This window comes from Parvibaculum sp. (assembly GCF_030694575.1).
Classification (GTDB): domain Bacteria; phylum Pseudomonadota; class Alphaproteobacteria; order Parvibaculales; family Parvibaculaceae; genus Parvibaculum.
The window spans coordinates 1-13982 of the sequence record NZ_JAUYUS010000093.1; the positions used below are offsets into that span (position 1 = coordinate 1).

Genomic DNA, 13982 nt, shown 5'->3' on the forward strand with positions numbered 1-13982 from the left:
ATGGCTCTGGGTCTTCTATGGCGCGATGATCGCGGCGCTTGCCGCGTCGGGCGCCGCCGCCTCCATCGGCATGTTCTTCTATCTCGGCGTCGCGCTTGCCGCCGCGCAACTCGTCTGGCAGATCGTGAAGCTCGATATCGACGATCCGGCTCTCTGCCTGAAACTCTTCCGCTCCAATCGCGATTTCGGCTTCATCGTCTTCGCCGCCATCGTCGCGGGTAAACTCTTCTAGCCGGGTTCCCGCGGCTTCACGTCGGAGAGCTTGTCGACCTTTCGCAGGTCCGGGAAGAGCCACATCCATATGCCGACGACGCCAAGCGTGCCGAGGCCGCCGATCACGACGGCTGGAACCGTTCCGAACCATGCGGCCGTAAGGCCGGATTCGAATTCGCCGAGTTCGTTCGAGGCGCCGATGAAGAGCATTTCCACCGCCGTCACGCGGCCGAGCATCGGCTGCGGCGTCGCCAGCGGAATGAGCGTCGAGCGGATGTTGACGCTCACCATGTCGGAGGCGCCCATCACGGCCAGCGCGCCGAGCGTCAGCAGGAAGTTTTCCGACAGGCCGAAGAAGATCGTCGCGACGCCGAAGAGAGCGACGCAGGCGAACATGATGTGGCCGGTGCGCGCCCGGATCGGCCGCCAGATGATGAGCAGGTTGACGACGATGGCGCCGATGGCGGGCGCGGATCGCATCAGTCCGAGACCCTCCGGCCCTACATGCAATATGTCGCGCGCGAAGATCGGCAGCAGCGCCACCGCGCCGCCGAGCAGCACCGCGAAAAGATCGAGCGAGATTGCGCCGAGCACGATGGGTGTGCGGCGCATATAGGCGATGCCCGCCGTCACGCGCTGGATAGCACCGACGGCCGAGTTGGTTGTGGCGACCGGCGGCCGCGTGCGGATGCCGAGGAAGGAAACGGCAACGCAGAGAAACAGCGCAACGCAGGTCGCGTAGACGATGACGGGTCCGAAGATATAGAGCCCGCCGCCTATGGCCGGTCCGGTGATGACCGCGATCTGGAACGAGGACGAGCTCACCGCGATGGCACGCGGAAGCTGCGTCGCCGAGACGAGCAGCGGCACGAAAGAACGGGACGCCGGCGCCATGAAGGCGCGCGCGCAGCCGAACAGCGCGAGCGCCGCGTAGAAATAAGTGACGTCGCCCGAATGCGTCAGCGTGAGCAGGATCAGCCAGCCGGCCGCCGCCGCCTCCAGCACCGCGCTCACCGCGACGATGATGCGGCGGTCGATGCGGTCGGCGATGTCGCCCGCCGGCAGGGTCAGCAGCACGATGGGCAGGAATTGCGCGAGGCCGACATAGCCGAGCGCCATCGGGCTTTCGGTGATGTCGTAGACCTGCCAGCCCACCGCCACCGACTGGATCAGCATGGCGAGCGTGCCGAGGAAGCGTCCCGAAATGTAGAGCCTGAAATCGCGCAGCCTGAAAAGGCCGGACGTCGTGTCCTCGGCGGTGTCGGCGGGGGGCGTTGAGGTCATCTGCGAGTTCCGTTTGCGGGGTTGATACCCCAAGCCGCAACCGGTGTCGCGCCCCATTCGCGCAAGCCGTTTTGCCGCAGGCCCGCCGCGTTGAACCGGCGCCGCCCGAAGTTACATACAGAGTGTCGAAACAGCTCCGAAAGGGGGCCGCTATGTTGAAGAAAAAACTGAAGGAATGGCTCCACGACGCCGCCCTCGCGGCCGAGGTTTTCACGGGCCAGCCGCACTGGTACGAGGCCGGTGAGGCCGGGTTTCGTGCGGCCAAAAAGCCTGTTCCCGCAAGGAAAACCCGCGACGATTTCCCGTCCCTGCTGCGCGCCGCCGACTGATCTCAACCTTTCGCAGGACTTGACGCCGGCCGCTGAACCATGGTTCATTTCATTGATGAACGGAGGTTCAGGTTTTGGCTTATCGGCAGACCGACAAGGTAGCGGCCCGGCTCGCGGATACACGTCGCAGCATCCTCGATGCCGCGCGCGATCTCGTGTCCGAAGGCGGTTTCGCCGCGGTGCAGATGGCCGAAGTCGCGCGGCGCGCGGGCGTCGCCACGGGCACGCTCTACCGCTATTTCTCCTCCAAGGAAGAACTTTGCCGCCAGGTGTTCCGCGAAGTCTCGGCGCATGAAATGGGCCTGTTGGCGACCATCGCGACGGGCGATGAGCGCGCGCGAACGCGGCTCGCAAAAGTCCTGCGCACATTCGCCGGCCGCGCCGTGAAGGGCCGCCGTCTTGCGTATGCGCTGCTCGCCGAACCGGTGGATGTGAATCTCGCCGAGGAACGCGCCTTCTTCCGCCGCACGCATGCCGAAATTTTCGCGCGCATTCTCGAAGACGGCATCGAGGCCGGCGAGTTTCCGAAAACCAATGTGCGGATCGCGGCCGCGTGCATCGCGGGCGCCATTCCCACCGCGCTGATCGGGCCGCTCGCGCCGCAGTCTCATGAACTCGACAGCGAGCCCGAACGCGTGGTCGAGGAAATTGTCGGCTTCTGCATGGCCGGTATCGGCGCGGCCCCGGCAGGAAAAGCAAAAGACGGAACCCAACGGAGAGCAACGGCATGAGCACGGCAGCCACCCTTCTCAATCCCGCCCAGCTTGCGCTGGTGCGAAAGCGTTCCGACATTCGCGGCACATGGGCCGTGGTTCACGCCTGGGGCGTGATCTTCGGCGCAATGGCCGTCTTTGCCGCCTTTCCCAATCCGCTGACCTACATTCTCGCGGTCATGGTCATCGGCGCACGCCAGCTCGGCCTCGCGATCCTCATGCATGACGGCGCACACGGCATCCTCACGCAGAACCCGAAGCTCAACATGTTCCTGAGCCAGTGGTTCTGCGCCTATCCGATGATGGCGGAGACGGGCGCCTACCGCCGCTATCACCTGAAGCATCATGCGAATACGCAGCAGCCGGAGGACCCGGACCTCATCCTCTCCGCGCCCTTCCCGATCACGCGCAAAAGCTTCCGCCGCAAGATGATCCGCGATCTCACCGGCCAGACCGGCTACCAGCAGCGCAAGGCACAGATACTGAACGCCATCGGCAAGGCCGAGTGGCCGCTCGAACAGCGCCTGCGCCATTTCTGGAACAAGCTCGGCCGCGCAACGGTGACGCAGCTCGTTCTCTTCTCGCTGCTCGCGGTCACGGGCTACTGGTATCTCTATTTTGCGCTCTGGCTCGTGCCGCTCCTTACCTGGCAGCAGGCGATCACGCGCATCCGCAACATCGCCGAACATGCGATGGTGCCGGACGACAACGACCCGTTCCGTCATGCGCGTACCACCAAGGCGGGATGGATCGAGCGCGCGCTCGTCGCACCCTACTGGGTGAACTATCATGTCGAGCATCACCTGATGATGTGGGTGCCCTGCTACAACCTGCCGATGGCCCGCCGCTTCCTGATCGCGAACGGTTACGGGCCCCGCATGGAAACCAAGGAGGGTTACGCCGAGGTGATCCGCATGGCGACGTCACGGCCCGACACCGACGACCGGCCCGGCAAGGTCGTCCATAATGCGCGGCGCCAGCGCGTTTCCGGCACGATGGGCGAGGGTTTCGAGGAGAGCCAGGACGCGGCCTGAAGCTTTGCGCGACGTCCATTCGCCTGCCTTTGTGACCTCCCGTCCTCGTGCTAAGTCTCTCCCAACAAGAATTGCCGTCCGGGGAGATTGAAGCATGGCCGACGCCACCAGCGCCGAGCAGGAAACCACCGCCATTCGCGAGGCGCATCGCTTCGACGTGAAGCGCCTCGAAACCTTTTGCCGCGATCGGGTCGAAGGTTTCGGCGGCGCGCTTGAGGTGCGCCAGTTCGAGGGCGGCCAGTCCAATCCCACATTCCTGCTGACGACAACCGGCGCGGGCGGCGGCAAGCGTTATGTGATGCGCAAGAAGCCGCCGGGACAACTCCTCGCCAGCGCGCATCAGGTCGACCGCGAATACCGCGTGATGAAGGCGCTCGCCGGAACCGGCGTGCCGGTGCCGCATATGTATGCACTGTGCGAGGACGACAGCGTCATCGGCACCTCCTTCTATGTGATGGAATATCTCGAAGGCCGCGTCTTCCGCGACTCGGTCATGCCGGAGGCGAACGAAGCGGAGCGCCGGGCCGTCTATGCCAACCTCGCCGAGAATCTCGCGAAGCTTCACAAGGTCGATTACGAGAAAGTGGGCCTCGCCGATTTCGGCAAGCCCGGCAACTATTTCGAACGCCAGACCGGACGCTGGATCAAGCAATATCGCGGCGCGCAGACGGCCGACATTCCGGCGATGGAAAAGCTCATCGACTATCTGCCGGCGCATATTCCCGACGAACCGTCGGTAACGATCGCCCATGGCGACTATCGCCTCGGCAACACGATGTTCCATTCCACGGAGCCGCGCATGATCGCGGTTCTCGATTGGGAGCTCTGCACCATCGGTCATCCCTTCGCCGACGTCGCCTATACCTGCATGTACGATCTTCTCGGCGTCGCGGGCGGCGCGGAGGCGATCGACCGGACGAAAACGCCCGGCGTGCCGACGGAAGAAGAATTCGTCGCCGAATATTGCCGTCATGCGGGCCGGGACGGCATTCCGCACTGGAACTTCTACCTCGCCTTCTCGATGTTCCGCCTCGCTTCCATCAGCCAGGGCGTCTACAAGCGCGGGCTCGACGGCAATGCCAGCTCGGAACGCGCGATGACGCTGGGCGATTCCTGCCGCAAGCTCGCCGAACATGCGTGGGAAATCGTGCAGCGTCCGGACCGGTAGGCTTTTCCGCCGCAAACACGGTTAGCGTTCCGTTAACGGCGTATCCCGGGCAATGGAACGTTAAACAAATCCGCCTAGCATTCCCTCCATTACGGATGCACCGGCCGCAGGACGCGACCGGCACCAAACCGTGAGTAGGGAGCATTTATGGGCCGTCCCGTCGACAAGGGACAATCGTCGCGACCGCATGGAACCTGCGCGGCGAAAGTCCGCACGGCTCCGGGCGAGTTCTATCGCGCGCTCGTCGAGAATGTCGGCGACATTCTCACCATCGTCGACCGCCACGGCGTCATCACCTATCAGAGCCCTGCCTCTCTCAAGGCGATGGGCACGTCCGAGGCGTTTCTGATCGGACAGAAAATCGCCGACCTCGTTCATCCCGACGACCGCGAGCGCCTCGTGCGCAGGATCGAGGAATGCGCGCGCGTGCCGGGATCGGAAGTGCTGGAGACGATCCGGCTGCCCCATGCGAACGGCAACTGGCGGCGCCTCGAAACGCGGGGCCGCAACCTTCTTGCCGATCCCAATGTCGCCGGCATTCTCTGCGTTTCCCGCGACGTGACGGAGACTTATCTCCTGGAGCATCAGTTGCGCGAAGCCGAGCAGCTCGCGCGCTTCGGGCATTGGCGCTGGGTGAAAGGCGAGCCTGCGCCGCAATGGTCGCGCGGCGTCGCGCGCATCCTCGGTCTCGAGGAAAGCCAGCTTCCGGCCGGCGGCGACTGGTACGAACACCTCGTTCACCCGGACGACCGCGACGAGCTTCTCTCGCAGTTCATCGACGCCTTCGAGACGCATGAACCGGTGAACTCCGTCACACGCTTTCGCAGCGGCGACGGCACCTATCGCTATTTCAAGACCTACGCCTATGCCGAGGCCGACGCGCACAGCGAAATCGGCGCTCTGGTCGGGCTCGCGGAAGACGTCCACGAGGAAGTGGAAGCGGAACTGGCGCTCAAGGCGAGTGAAGCGAAATACCGGCTGATGACCGAACAGGCATCCGACGTGGTGGCGCATTACGACGCGGAAGCCCGCGTCATTTTCATATCGCCCGCCGTCGAGCCCATGCTTGGCCGCAAGCCGGAAGAATTCATCGGGCAGCCCATTTCGGAAGACATGATCCACCCCGACGACTTCCCGCGTGCGCGCGATGCGTTCATCCAGTGCGTGGCAAAGGGAGAGCAGGTCCAGTTCGACTATCGCTTCCGCCACAGGCACGGCCATTATGTCTGGCTCGAGTCGACGATGCGGAGCGCACGCGACACGGATGGACGGCGCATCGCCGAGGTCATCGGGATCACGCGCGACGTCAGCGAACGCAAGCGGCACGAGATGGAGCTTCTCGAAGCACGCGAACGCGCGGAAACCGCGAGCCGCACCAAGTCGCGCTTCCTCGCCAATATGAGCCACGAGCTTCGCACGCCGCTCAACGCGATCATCGGCTTTTCCGAAATTCTGCGCATGCAGATGTTCGGCGCGCTCGGGCATCCCCGCTACATGGAATATGCGCAGCTCATCAACGAGAGCGGCGCGCTGCTTCTCGATCTCATCAGCGACATTCTCGACATGTCGAAGATCGAGGCGGGAAAATACGAGCTTCACCCCGAGACGGTCGACGCGCCGGCGCTCATCGAATCCTGCATGAGGCTGGTGCGCGGCCGGGCCGAGGAAAACGGCATCCATCTCGCCAGAAAGATCGACTGCGCCCCGGGCGGCGGCACGCTCGTTGCCGACGAACGCGCGCTCAAACAGATCATGCTCAATCTTCTGTCGAACTCGGCGAAGTTCACGCCGTCGGGCGGGCGCATATCGATCGCGCTGACGGAAGTCGAGGATACGATCCGCTTCACCGTCTCCGACACGGGGCGCGGCATCCCCGCGGACCAGATCGCCCGGCTGGGTCAGCCCTTCGAGCAGATCGCAAGCGACGCCGCGCTCAGCAAGGAAGGCACCGGCCTCGGCCTCGCGCTTGTGCGCTCTCTCGCCGAGCTTCACGGCGGCAACATGGTCATCGAAAGCGAGCTTGGCGCCGGCACCACGGTCACGGTGACATTGCCGAAGGTGCCTTATTGCGCGCTGCCTGCCGCGCCGGTTCCCGCCGTCGCGACGAACTGACCCGTCAGCTTTCCATCATCCGGCGCAAAGCCGCATCGAGTTCGGCCACGACTTTCGCGGCGGCGGGATGCTTCTGCACGCCCTTGTAATAGGCATGCGCCTTCGGAAAGGAGCGCAACGGATCCGCCTCGCCGAACATCGGTCCGATCTGATCGAAGAAAAAGAGGATTGGCACCAGCGCGCAATCCGCGATCGTCAGGCTCTCACCGACGGCGTAGTCCGGGCCGGCGATATAGTGATCGAGCCAGCGCAGTGCGGTAACGAGCAGGGCCATTTCGCGCGCGACCACGGTCTGGTCGCGTCCCACCGGATTGATCTGGCCGAAGAGCGTACCCATCGGCTCCATCACATAGAGGTCGCCGATACGGGCGAGAAGCCGCATCCGCGCAACCGCCGCGGCGTCGCCCGGGCGCAGCGGCGTGCCCAGCCCCCGGTCTTCGAGATATTCGCAGATGGTTTCGGATTCCGGGACAATCGTCGCGCCGTCGACAAGCAGCGGAACCTTGTGCATCGGCGCGATGCGGCTGAACTCTTCCTCCAGCTCCGGGTTCGGCATGTCGAGGAACTCGACATCGAGCTCCTTCGCATAGATCGCGAGACGGCAGCGCGCCGCGAAAGGCGAGAGCTGCGCGTTGTACATCTTCATGCCGGTGGAAATGCTCATTTACCGCTGTCCGCTGTCTGTGTTGTTTGCCGGTCACATGAAAACGGCCGGTCCCACAAGGGACCGGCCGTCATTCCGTTCGCTCACCCGAAGGCCCAAAGCCGGCGAATGGAGCGATCGCACATCACGATCATTCCGCCGCGGCGCGGACCTTGTTCATGTGCTTCTTGAATTCGAGCCGCGCGATGGTGCGGTTGTGCACCTCGTCCGGACCGTCGGCCAGACGCAGCGTGCGAATGCCCGAATACATTTTCGCGAGACCGAAATCGGTGGTCACGCCGCCGCCGCCATGCGCCTGGATGGCGTCGTCGATGACCTTGAGGGCCATGCGGGGCGCTGCCACCTTGATCATGGCGATCTCGGTGCGGGCGACCTTGTTGCCCACCGTGTCCATCATGTAGGCGGCCTTCAGCGTCAGCAGGCGGCACATCTCGATTTCGGTGCGGGCTTCCGCCACACGCTGTTCCCACACGGAGTGATCGGCGATCTTCTTGCCGAAAGCTTCGCGGGAGAGCAGGCGCTGACACATCTTTTCGAGAGCGCGTTCGGCGACGCCGATGGTGCGCATGCAGTGATGGATGCGGCCAGGTCCAAGGCGGCCCTGGCTGATTTCGAAACCGCGGCCTTCGCCGAGCAGCAGGTTTTCCGCCGGTACGCGCACATTGTCGAGAATGACTTCCGCGTGGCCGTGCGGCGCGTCGTCATAGCCGAACACCGGCAGCATGCGCACGATCTTCACGCCCTTGGCGTCGAGCGGCATCAGGATCTGCGACTGCTGACGATAGGTATCGGCCTTCGGATCGGTCTTGCCCATGACGATCGCGATTTTGCAGCGCGGATCGCCGACGCCCGACGACCACCACTTGCGGCCATTGATGACGTATTCGTCGCCGTCGCGTTCGATGCGCGTGGCGATGTTGGTGGCGTCGGAGGAAGCGACGTCCGGCTCGGTCATCAGGAACGCCGAGCGGATCTTGCCCTGCAGCAGCGGCTCCAGATATTCTTTCTTGTGGCGTTCGTTGCCGTAACGCTCCAGCACTTCCATGTTGCCGGTGTCGGGCGCGGAGCAGTTGAAGACTTCCGATGCCCAGCCGACCCGGCCCATGATTTCGCAGGCCGACGAATATTCGAGGTTGCTCAGCCCGCCGCCACGCTCGGATTCCGGCAGAAACAGATTCCACAGGCCTTCTTCCTGCGCCTTCGGCTTCAGGTCTTCGAGGATCTGCGGCACCTGCCAGGGATTGCCCGCCTCGCGGAAGGCCTTCATCTGGTCGTCGTAGGTCTTTTCGTTCGGATAGATGTACTTGTCCATGAACCGCTCCAGCCGGGCGAGCAGTTCCTTGACCTTGTCCGTGTGTTCGAAATTCATGAGGTCTCCCCTTCGTATTTCTTGTGGGTTGGAGGCTTTGGGCCTCCTTCTCAAATGACGAATGGCGGCACTCTAACGGGTTGGCGCGTGCAAATCACGCGGAAAGCCGCAAGAGCCGCTGCGACCTTTCAGTCTCGCCGCGCCGCAAAAAACGCCCGCAAAAGCGACGCTGCCTGCGTTTCGCCGATCCCGCCATAAACCTCCGGCCGGTGATGACAGGTGACTTGCGCGAAAATCCGCGGCCCGTGATCCACCCCGCCGCCCTTCTCGTCCGCCGCCCCGTAATAAAGCCTGCGGATGCGCGCAAAGGAGATCGCCGCCGCGCACATGGCGCAGGGCTCCAGCGTTACATAGAGGTCGCAGCCGATAAGCCGCTCCGAGCCGAGCGCCGCACAGGCCGCCCGGATGGCGAGCAATTCGGCGTGGGCGGTCGGGTCCTTCAGTTCGAGCGTCCGGTTGCCGGCCCGGGCGACGATCCGGCCCTCGCCATCCACCACCACCGCCCCCACCGGCACCTCGCCGCGCGCGGCCGCTGCCTCGGCCTCGGCAAAGGCGATATCCATGGGACGATCTGAGGGTTCCTGGGCGCTCATGGCGGGGACCGTGCCTTCCCTTCTCGCCATCCGTCAAGCACGGCTTCCTGTCCGGCGGGGCTCCTGATAAAGAGAGGCCATGAAACCGAGCCCCCCGACCGCATCCGACACCCCCGCAGGCGACCGCATCGCGAAAGTGATTGCGCGCGCGGGCATCTGCTCGCGCCGCGAAGCCGAGAAGCTTATCGAGGAAGGCCGCGTCACCGTGAACGGCAAGGTGCTGAAAAGCCCCGCCCTCAACATCACCGGCCGCGAGACCATCGTCGTGGACGGAAAGGCGCTGCCCGCGCAGGAGCCGACAAAGCTCTGGCGCTACCACAAGCCCGCCGGCCTCGTCACCACGGCGAAGGATCCGGAAGGCCGGACCACCGTGTTCGAGAAGCTGCCGGAAGACATTCCGCGTGTCGTTTCGGTCGGCCGGCTCGACATCAATACCGAGGGCCTGCTGCTTCTCACCAATGACGGCGAGCTGGCGCGGCTGCTCGAACTGCCCGCCACCGGCTGGACGCGGCGCTACCGGGTCCGCGCCTGGGGCCGCATCACCCAGGCCGATCTCGACAAGCTCAAAAACGGCATCACCGTCGAAGGCGTGCGCTACGGTCCGATCGAGGCGACGATCGACAAGGTGCAGGGATCGAATGTCTGGCTCACGCTCGGCCTCAAGGAAGGCAAGAACCGTGAAGTGAAGCGCGTCCTCGCCGAACTCGGTCTGAGCGTCAACCGGCTGATCCGGCTTTCCTTCGGCCCGTTCCAGATCGGCGATCTCGAACCCGGCGACATCAAACAGGTGCCGAACCGCGTGCTGATGGATCAGCTCGGCGTCCATGCCGAACAATTCGCGCCGGCCGAAGCCCGCCCATCCAAAGGGCCGGTGACAGGCAGCGCCGGAAAATGGGTCGGCGGCAAACCGGTCGCCGGGAAAGCCGGCGGCAAACCCTCCGCCAAACCGGACCGGACAAAGCCGGGAGGGACAAAGCCGGGCGGCACCAAGCCGAAGCTGAAAACCTTCCGTGAGAAAAAGGCCGATACGGCTGGCAAGAGAAAGGCTCCGCATGCGGATCGTCGGCGGCGTCCATAGGGGCCGCGCCATCGCGGCGCCGAAAGGCGACATCGTGCGGCCGACAAGCGACCGCACGCGCGAGGCATTGTTCAACATTCTCGCTCATGCGGATTTCGGCGAGTTCACGCTTGAAGGCGCGCGGGTGCTCGATCTTTTCGCGGGAACGGGCGCGCTCGGTCTCGAAGCCCTGTCGCGCGGCGCTTCCTTCGCGCTCTTCGTCGACGATCACGCGGAGAGCCGCGGTGCCATCCGCGAAAATCTCGAACATCTCGGCCTCAACGGAAACGCGAAGCTCTACAAGCGCGACGCGACGAAGCTCGGTCCCCGCCCCGGCAGCGTCGGTCCCGCCTTCACGCTTCTTTTCGCCGACCCGCCCTACGGCAAGGGTCTCGGCGCGGCGGCGCTTCTGTCCGCGCGCGACGGCGACTGGCTCGCGCCCGGCGCACTCTGCGTTCTGGAGGAAACCGCGCTTGCCGATTTCGTCGCGCCGGAAGGTTTCGAGGAACTCGACCGGCGCCGCTACCGCGACACCGAAATCATCTTCATGCGCGCACCCGCCTGACCGTCTCAAGGAATTTCCCGTGCCCCTTCTTCCCGGCCTCTCCGTCCTCGCCGACCGTTACGACGCGCTTCTCTGCGACGTCTGGGGCGTGCTTCACAATGGCCGCGAGGCCTATCCGGGCGTCGCCGAGGCGCTGGGAAAATTCCAGGCGAAGGGCGGCCATGTGCTGCTGCTCTCGAATGCGCCGCGGCCGTCAGACGCGCTGCCCATCATGTTCGAACGCATGGGCATTCCGCATGACGTCTATGACGGCATCCTCACCTCGGGCGACGCCACAAAAATCTACCTCGCTTCCCATGCGCGCGGCACGCGCTGCTACTACATCGGTCCCGACCGCGACCTGACGCTCTTCGACGGCACGGGCGTCGCCAGCGTCGCCGAAGCGGAGGGTGAATTCATTCTCGTCACCGGCCCGTTCGACGACGAGACGGAAGGGCCGGAAGACTACCGCGCGCAATTCACCGCGCTCGCCGCGCGCAGGTTGCCGCTCATCTGCGCCAATCCGGACATCATCGTCGAGCGCGGCGACCGCCACATCTATTGCGCCGGCGCTCTCGCGCGGCTTTACGAAGAGCTCGGCGGCGAGGTCGTCTATTTCGGCAAGCCCCACGGCCCCGTCTACGAGATCGCCCGCAAACGCCTCGCCGAACTGGCGGGCGCCGCCATTCCCGATGCCCGCATCCTTGCGGTCGGCGACGGTCCGCTGACCGACGTCAAGGGCGCGAACGACACCGGCATCGACGCCCTTTTCATCACCGGCGGCATCGCGGCGGCCGATTGCGGGCCTTCCGCCGAGGCGCCGGAGGAGGAACGTGTCGATCTGGTGCTGTCCCGGGCCGGGGTCAGAGCCGTCGGCGCCATGCCCCGGCTGGTCTGGTAAAGACGCAACGGCGGCCGGGGCCCTCAGCCCCGTACTTGACGCTGGAGAGCCGATCCGCCATGACCTTGGCCGGACCCATACCGCCCGGAGCCCAGATCCCCGCCGATGCAGATTATCCGCCATTACGAGCATGTGCCGCCCGGCCTCCGGGGCGCGGTCTATGCGCTTGGCAATTTCGACGGCGTACATCTCGGCCACCAGCAGGTGATCGGCAAGGCGGCGGAGATCGCCAACGAATTGGGCGCGCCGCTCGGCGTCCTCGTCTTCGAGCCGCATCCGCAACAGTTCTTCTTTCCCGACCGCCCGTTCTTCCGGCTGACGCCTTTCCGCGCCAAGGCCCGCCTGCTCGAAGGCATGGGCGTCGATATTCTCGCCGCCCTCCCCTTCGATCAGGCGATGTCGCAGAAGCTCGCGCCCGAATTCGTGCTCGACGTGCTGGTGAACGGTCTCCATGCCGTCCATGTCGTGGCGGGTTACGATTTCCGTTTCGGCAAGGGGCGCGGCGGCGATGCGGCGGCACTTTCCTATATGGGCGGGATGGAAGGCTACGGCGTCAGCATCGTCGAGGAAGTGCAGTCGGGCGGCGTCACCTATTCCTCGACGCGCATCCGCGAGCTTCTGGCGAACGGCGATCCGCGCGGCGCGGCGGCCCTGCTCGGCCATTGGTGGACGGTGGAGACGCATATCCAGCAAGGCGACAGGCGCGGCCGCACCATCGGGTTTCCCACCGCGAACCTGTCGCTGGAGGAACATGTCCTGCCGGCGCTCGGCGTCTATGCGGTGAAGGTCGAGATCGAGGACGGTCCCCACAAGGGCGTCTATGACGGCGTCGCGAATGTCGGGCGGCGGCCCACCTTCGACAAGCAGGACGTACTCCTCGAAGCGCATATCTTCGATTTCGAAGGCGACATCTACGGCATCCACGCCGCCGTCTCCTTCATCGAATATCTGCGCCCCGAGCGGAAGTTCGACGGCCTCGACAGCCTCAAGGCCCAGATCGCGAAAGACAGCGTCCGCGCCCGCGACGTGCTGGCGGCGCTGCCCCGCAAATGACCGCCGGGAACGTCGCCGCACGCGACCCCGCCCGCTTCATCCGCGACAACACTCTCCTCCACGAACCGCCGCTCGTACCGGAAGTGAGGCTTCATCTCGCCTCCGAGATCGTGCCGATCTGGCAGATGACGGAGGAGGAACTGGAAAAGACCGGCCTGCCGCCGCCCTTCTGGGCGTTCGCCTGGGCTGGCGGGCAGGCGCTCTCCCGCTACATCCTCGACAACCCCGGAATTGTCGCCGGCCGCCGCGTCCTCGATTTCGGCTCCGGCTCGGGGATGATCGGCATCGCCGCCATGAAGGCGGGTGCGGCCTCCGTCCTCGCCGCCGATATCGACCGCTTCGCCGTCTCGGCAATCGCGCTGAACGCGGCGGTCAACGAGGTCGCGGTCGCCGTCACCGCCGAGGACATCGTCGGCGTGGAGAACCGGGGCTGGGACGTCGTGCTGGTCGGCGACATGTGCTACGAGCGGCCGCTGGCGGAGCGCGTGGAGGCCTGGCTGCGCCGTCTCGCGGGCGAAGGGGTCACCGTGCTGATCGGCGATCCGGGCCGGACCTACCTGCCGAAAAGCGGCCTCGAGAAACTGACCTCCTATGCGGTCATGACGACGCGAGAGCTCGAGGACACGGATGTCCGCAACACCAGCGTCTGGCGCGTGCTGCCTCTCTGAGCTGTTCAATTTTCATCATCGGAGCCCCCTTCCGCGCACATCGCCTTGCGCGGTTTGGCTTTGCGTCATGGCCGTCGCGGTGCTAATTCCAAAACAGAACTTATTGCCGCAGTTGCAACAGCCGGAGGATCGACCCGATGACCGACCATGTGCTCGTGACCATCGAAGACGGTGTCCAGATCGTCACCATGAACCGCCCGGACAAGAAGAACGCGCTGACGGCGGAGATGTACAAGGTACTGGCCGACGCGATCGAGACGGCGGATGCCGATCCGAAGAT

Annotated in this window: 14 protein-coding genes and 1 pseudogene; 11 read left to right on the forward strand and 4 right to left on the reverse strand. The window is 64.8% G+C overall.

The features are described from left to right. Positions 1-232 (forward strand): annotated as a pseudogene (locus tag Q8S60_RS12700) (4-hydroxybenzoate octaprenyltransferase); the annotation flags it as partial. On the opposite strand, the gene Q8S60_RS12705 reads toward Q8S60_RS12700, so the two are convergent. Continuing rightward, the gene (locus Q8S60_RS12705; protein ID WP_305276144.1) at positions 229-1497 is read right to left on the reverse strand and encodes an MFS transporter; all 1269 of its coding nucleotides are present in this window, start codon (positions 1495-1497) and stop codon (positions 229-231) included. The pseudogene Q8S60_RS12700 and the gene Q8S60_RS12705 overlap by 4 nt on opposite strands. Positions 1498-1649: 152 nt before the next feature. Here Q8S60_RS12705 and Q8S60_RS12710 point away from each other — a divergent pair, with 152 nt between their 5' ends. The 5 genes from Q8S60_RS12710 (at position 1650) to Q8S60_RS12730 (ending at position 6853) form a co-directional block, all read left to right on the forward strand. Then, positions 1650-1826: a hypothetical protein gene (locus Q8S60_RS12710; RefSeq protein WP_305276143.1), complete on the forward strand. Its 177-nt coding sequence runs from the start codon at positions 1650-1652 to the stop codon at positions 1824-1826. 74 nt (positions 1827-1900) lie between these two features. Further along, positions 1901-2557: a TetR/AcrR family transcriptional regulator gene (locus Q8S60_RS12715; RefSeq protein WP_305276142.1), complete on the forward strand. Its 657-nt coding sequence runs from the start codon at positions 1901-1903 to the stop codon at positions 2555-2557. Continuing rightward, positions 2554-3573, forward strand: coding sequence for a fatty acid desaturase family protein (locus tag Q8S60_RS12720; RefSeq protein WP_305276139.1), 1020 nt, complete (start codon positions 2554-2556; stop codon positions 3571-3573). The genes Q8S60_RS12715 and Q8S60_RS12720 overlap by 4 nt, the downstream gene beginning before the upstream one ends. A 94-nt stretch (positions 3574-3667) precedes the next feature. Continuing rightward, on the forward strand, positions 3668-4741 hold the full coding sequence (locus tag Q8S60_RS12725) for a phosphotransferase family protein (protein WP_305276137.1): 1074 nt from the start codon (positions 3668-3670) through the stop codon (positions 4739-4741). A gap of 147 nt (positions 4742-4888) precedes the next feature. Further along, positions 4889-6853, forward strand: a complete 1965-nt coding sequence (locus Q8S60_RS12730) for a PAS domain S-box protein (protein ID WP_305668602.1) — start codon at positions 4889-4891, stop codon at positions 6851-6853. Between the two features lie 4 nt (positions 6854-6857). Here the strand turns inward: Q8S60_RS12730 and Q8S60_RS12735 are convergent, their stop codons facing one another. The 3 genes from Q8S60_RS12735 to Q8S60_RS12745 all read right to left on the reverse strand — a co-directional run bounded on the left by Q8S60_RS12735 (position 6858) and on the right by Q8S60_RS12745 (position 9479). Further along, positions 6858-7517, reverse strand: coding sequence for a glutathione S-transferase family protein (locus Q8S60_RS12735; protein ID WP_305668603.1), 660 nt, complete (start codon positions 7515-7517; stop codon positions 6858-6860). A 130-nt stretch (positions 7518-7647) separates the two neighbouring features. Next, positions 7648-8886 (reverse strand): acyl-CoA dehydrogenase family protein, encoded by a 1239-nt coding sequence (locus Q8S60_RS12740; RefSeq protein ID WP_305308245.1) that lies wholly within the window; start codon positions 8884-8886, stop codon positions 7648-7650. Between the two features lie 128 nt (positions 8887-9014). Beyond that, a complete protein-coding gene (locus Q8S60_RS12745) occupies positions 9015-9479 on the reverse strand; it encodes a nucleoside deaminase (protein WP_305668604.1) in 465 nt (154 codons plus the stop codon). 79 nt (positions 9480-9558) lie between these two features. Between Q8S60_RS12745 and Q8S60_RS12750 the strand changes: the two genes are divergently transcribed. The 5 genes from Q8S60_RS12750 (at position 9559) to Q8S60_RS12770 (ending at position 13702) form a co-directional block, all read left to right on the forward strand. Next, positions 9559-10557 carry a pseudouridine synthase gene (locus tag Q8S60_RS12750; protein WP_305668605.1) on the forward strand — a complete coding sequence of 333 codons (999 nt, stop codon included), beginning with the start codon at positions 9559-9561 and terminating at the stop codon, positions 10555-10557. Next, a complete protein-coding gene (gene rsmD / locus Q8S60_RS12755) occupies positions 10532-11101 on the forward strand; it encodes a 16S rRNA (guanine(966)-N(2))-methyltransferase RsmD (protein WP_305668606.1) in 570 nt (189 codons plus the stop codon). The genes Q8S60_RS12750 and rsmD overlap by 26 nt, the downstream gene beginning before the upstream one ends. Before the next feature lie 19 nt (positions 11102-11120). After that, positions 11121-11981 (forward strand): TIGR01459 family HAD-type hydrolase, encoded by an 861-nt coding sequence (locus tag Q8S60_RS12760; RefSeq protein WP_305668607.1) that lies wholly within the window; start codon positions 11121-11123, stop codon positions 11979-11981. 105 nt (positions 11982-12086) lie between these two features. Next, a complete protein-coding gene (locus Q8S60_RS12765) occupies positions 12087-13034 on the forward strand; it encodes a bifunctional riboflavin kinase/FAD synthetase (protein WP_305276124.1) in 948 nt (315 codons plus the stop codon). After that, positions 13031-13702, forward strand: coding sequence for a methyltransferase (locus Q8S60_RS12770; protein WP_305276122.1), 672 nt, complete (start codon positions 13031-13033; stop codon positions 13700-13702). The genes Q8S60_RS12765 and Q8S60_RS12770 overlap by 4 nt, the downstream gene beginning before the upstream one ends. Positions 13703-13982 lie beyond the last annotated feature (280 nt).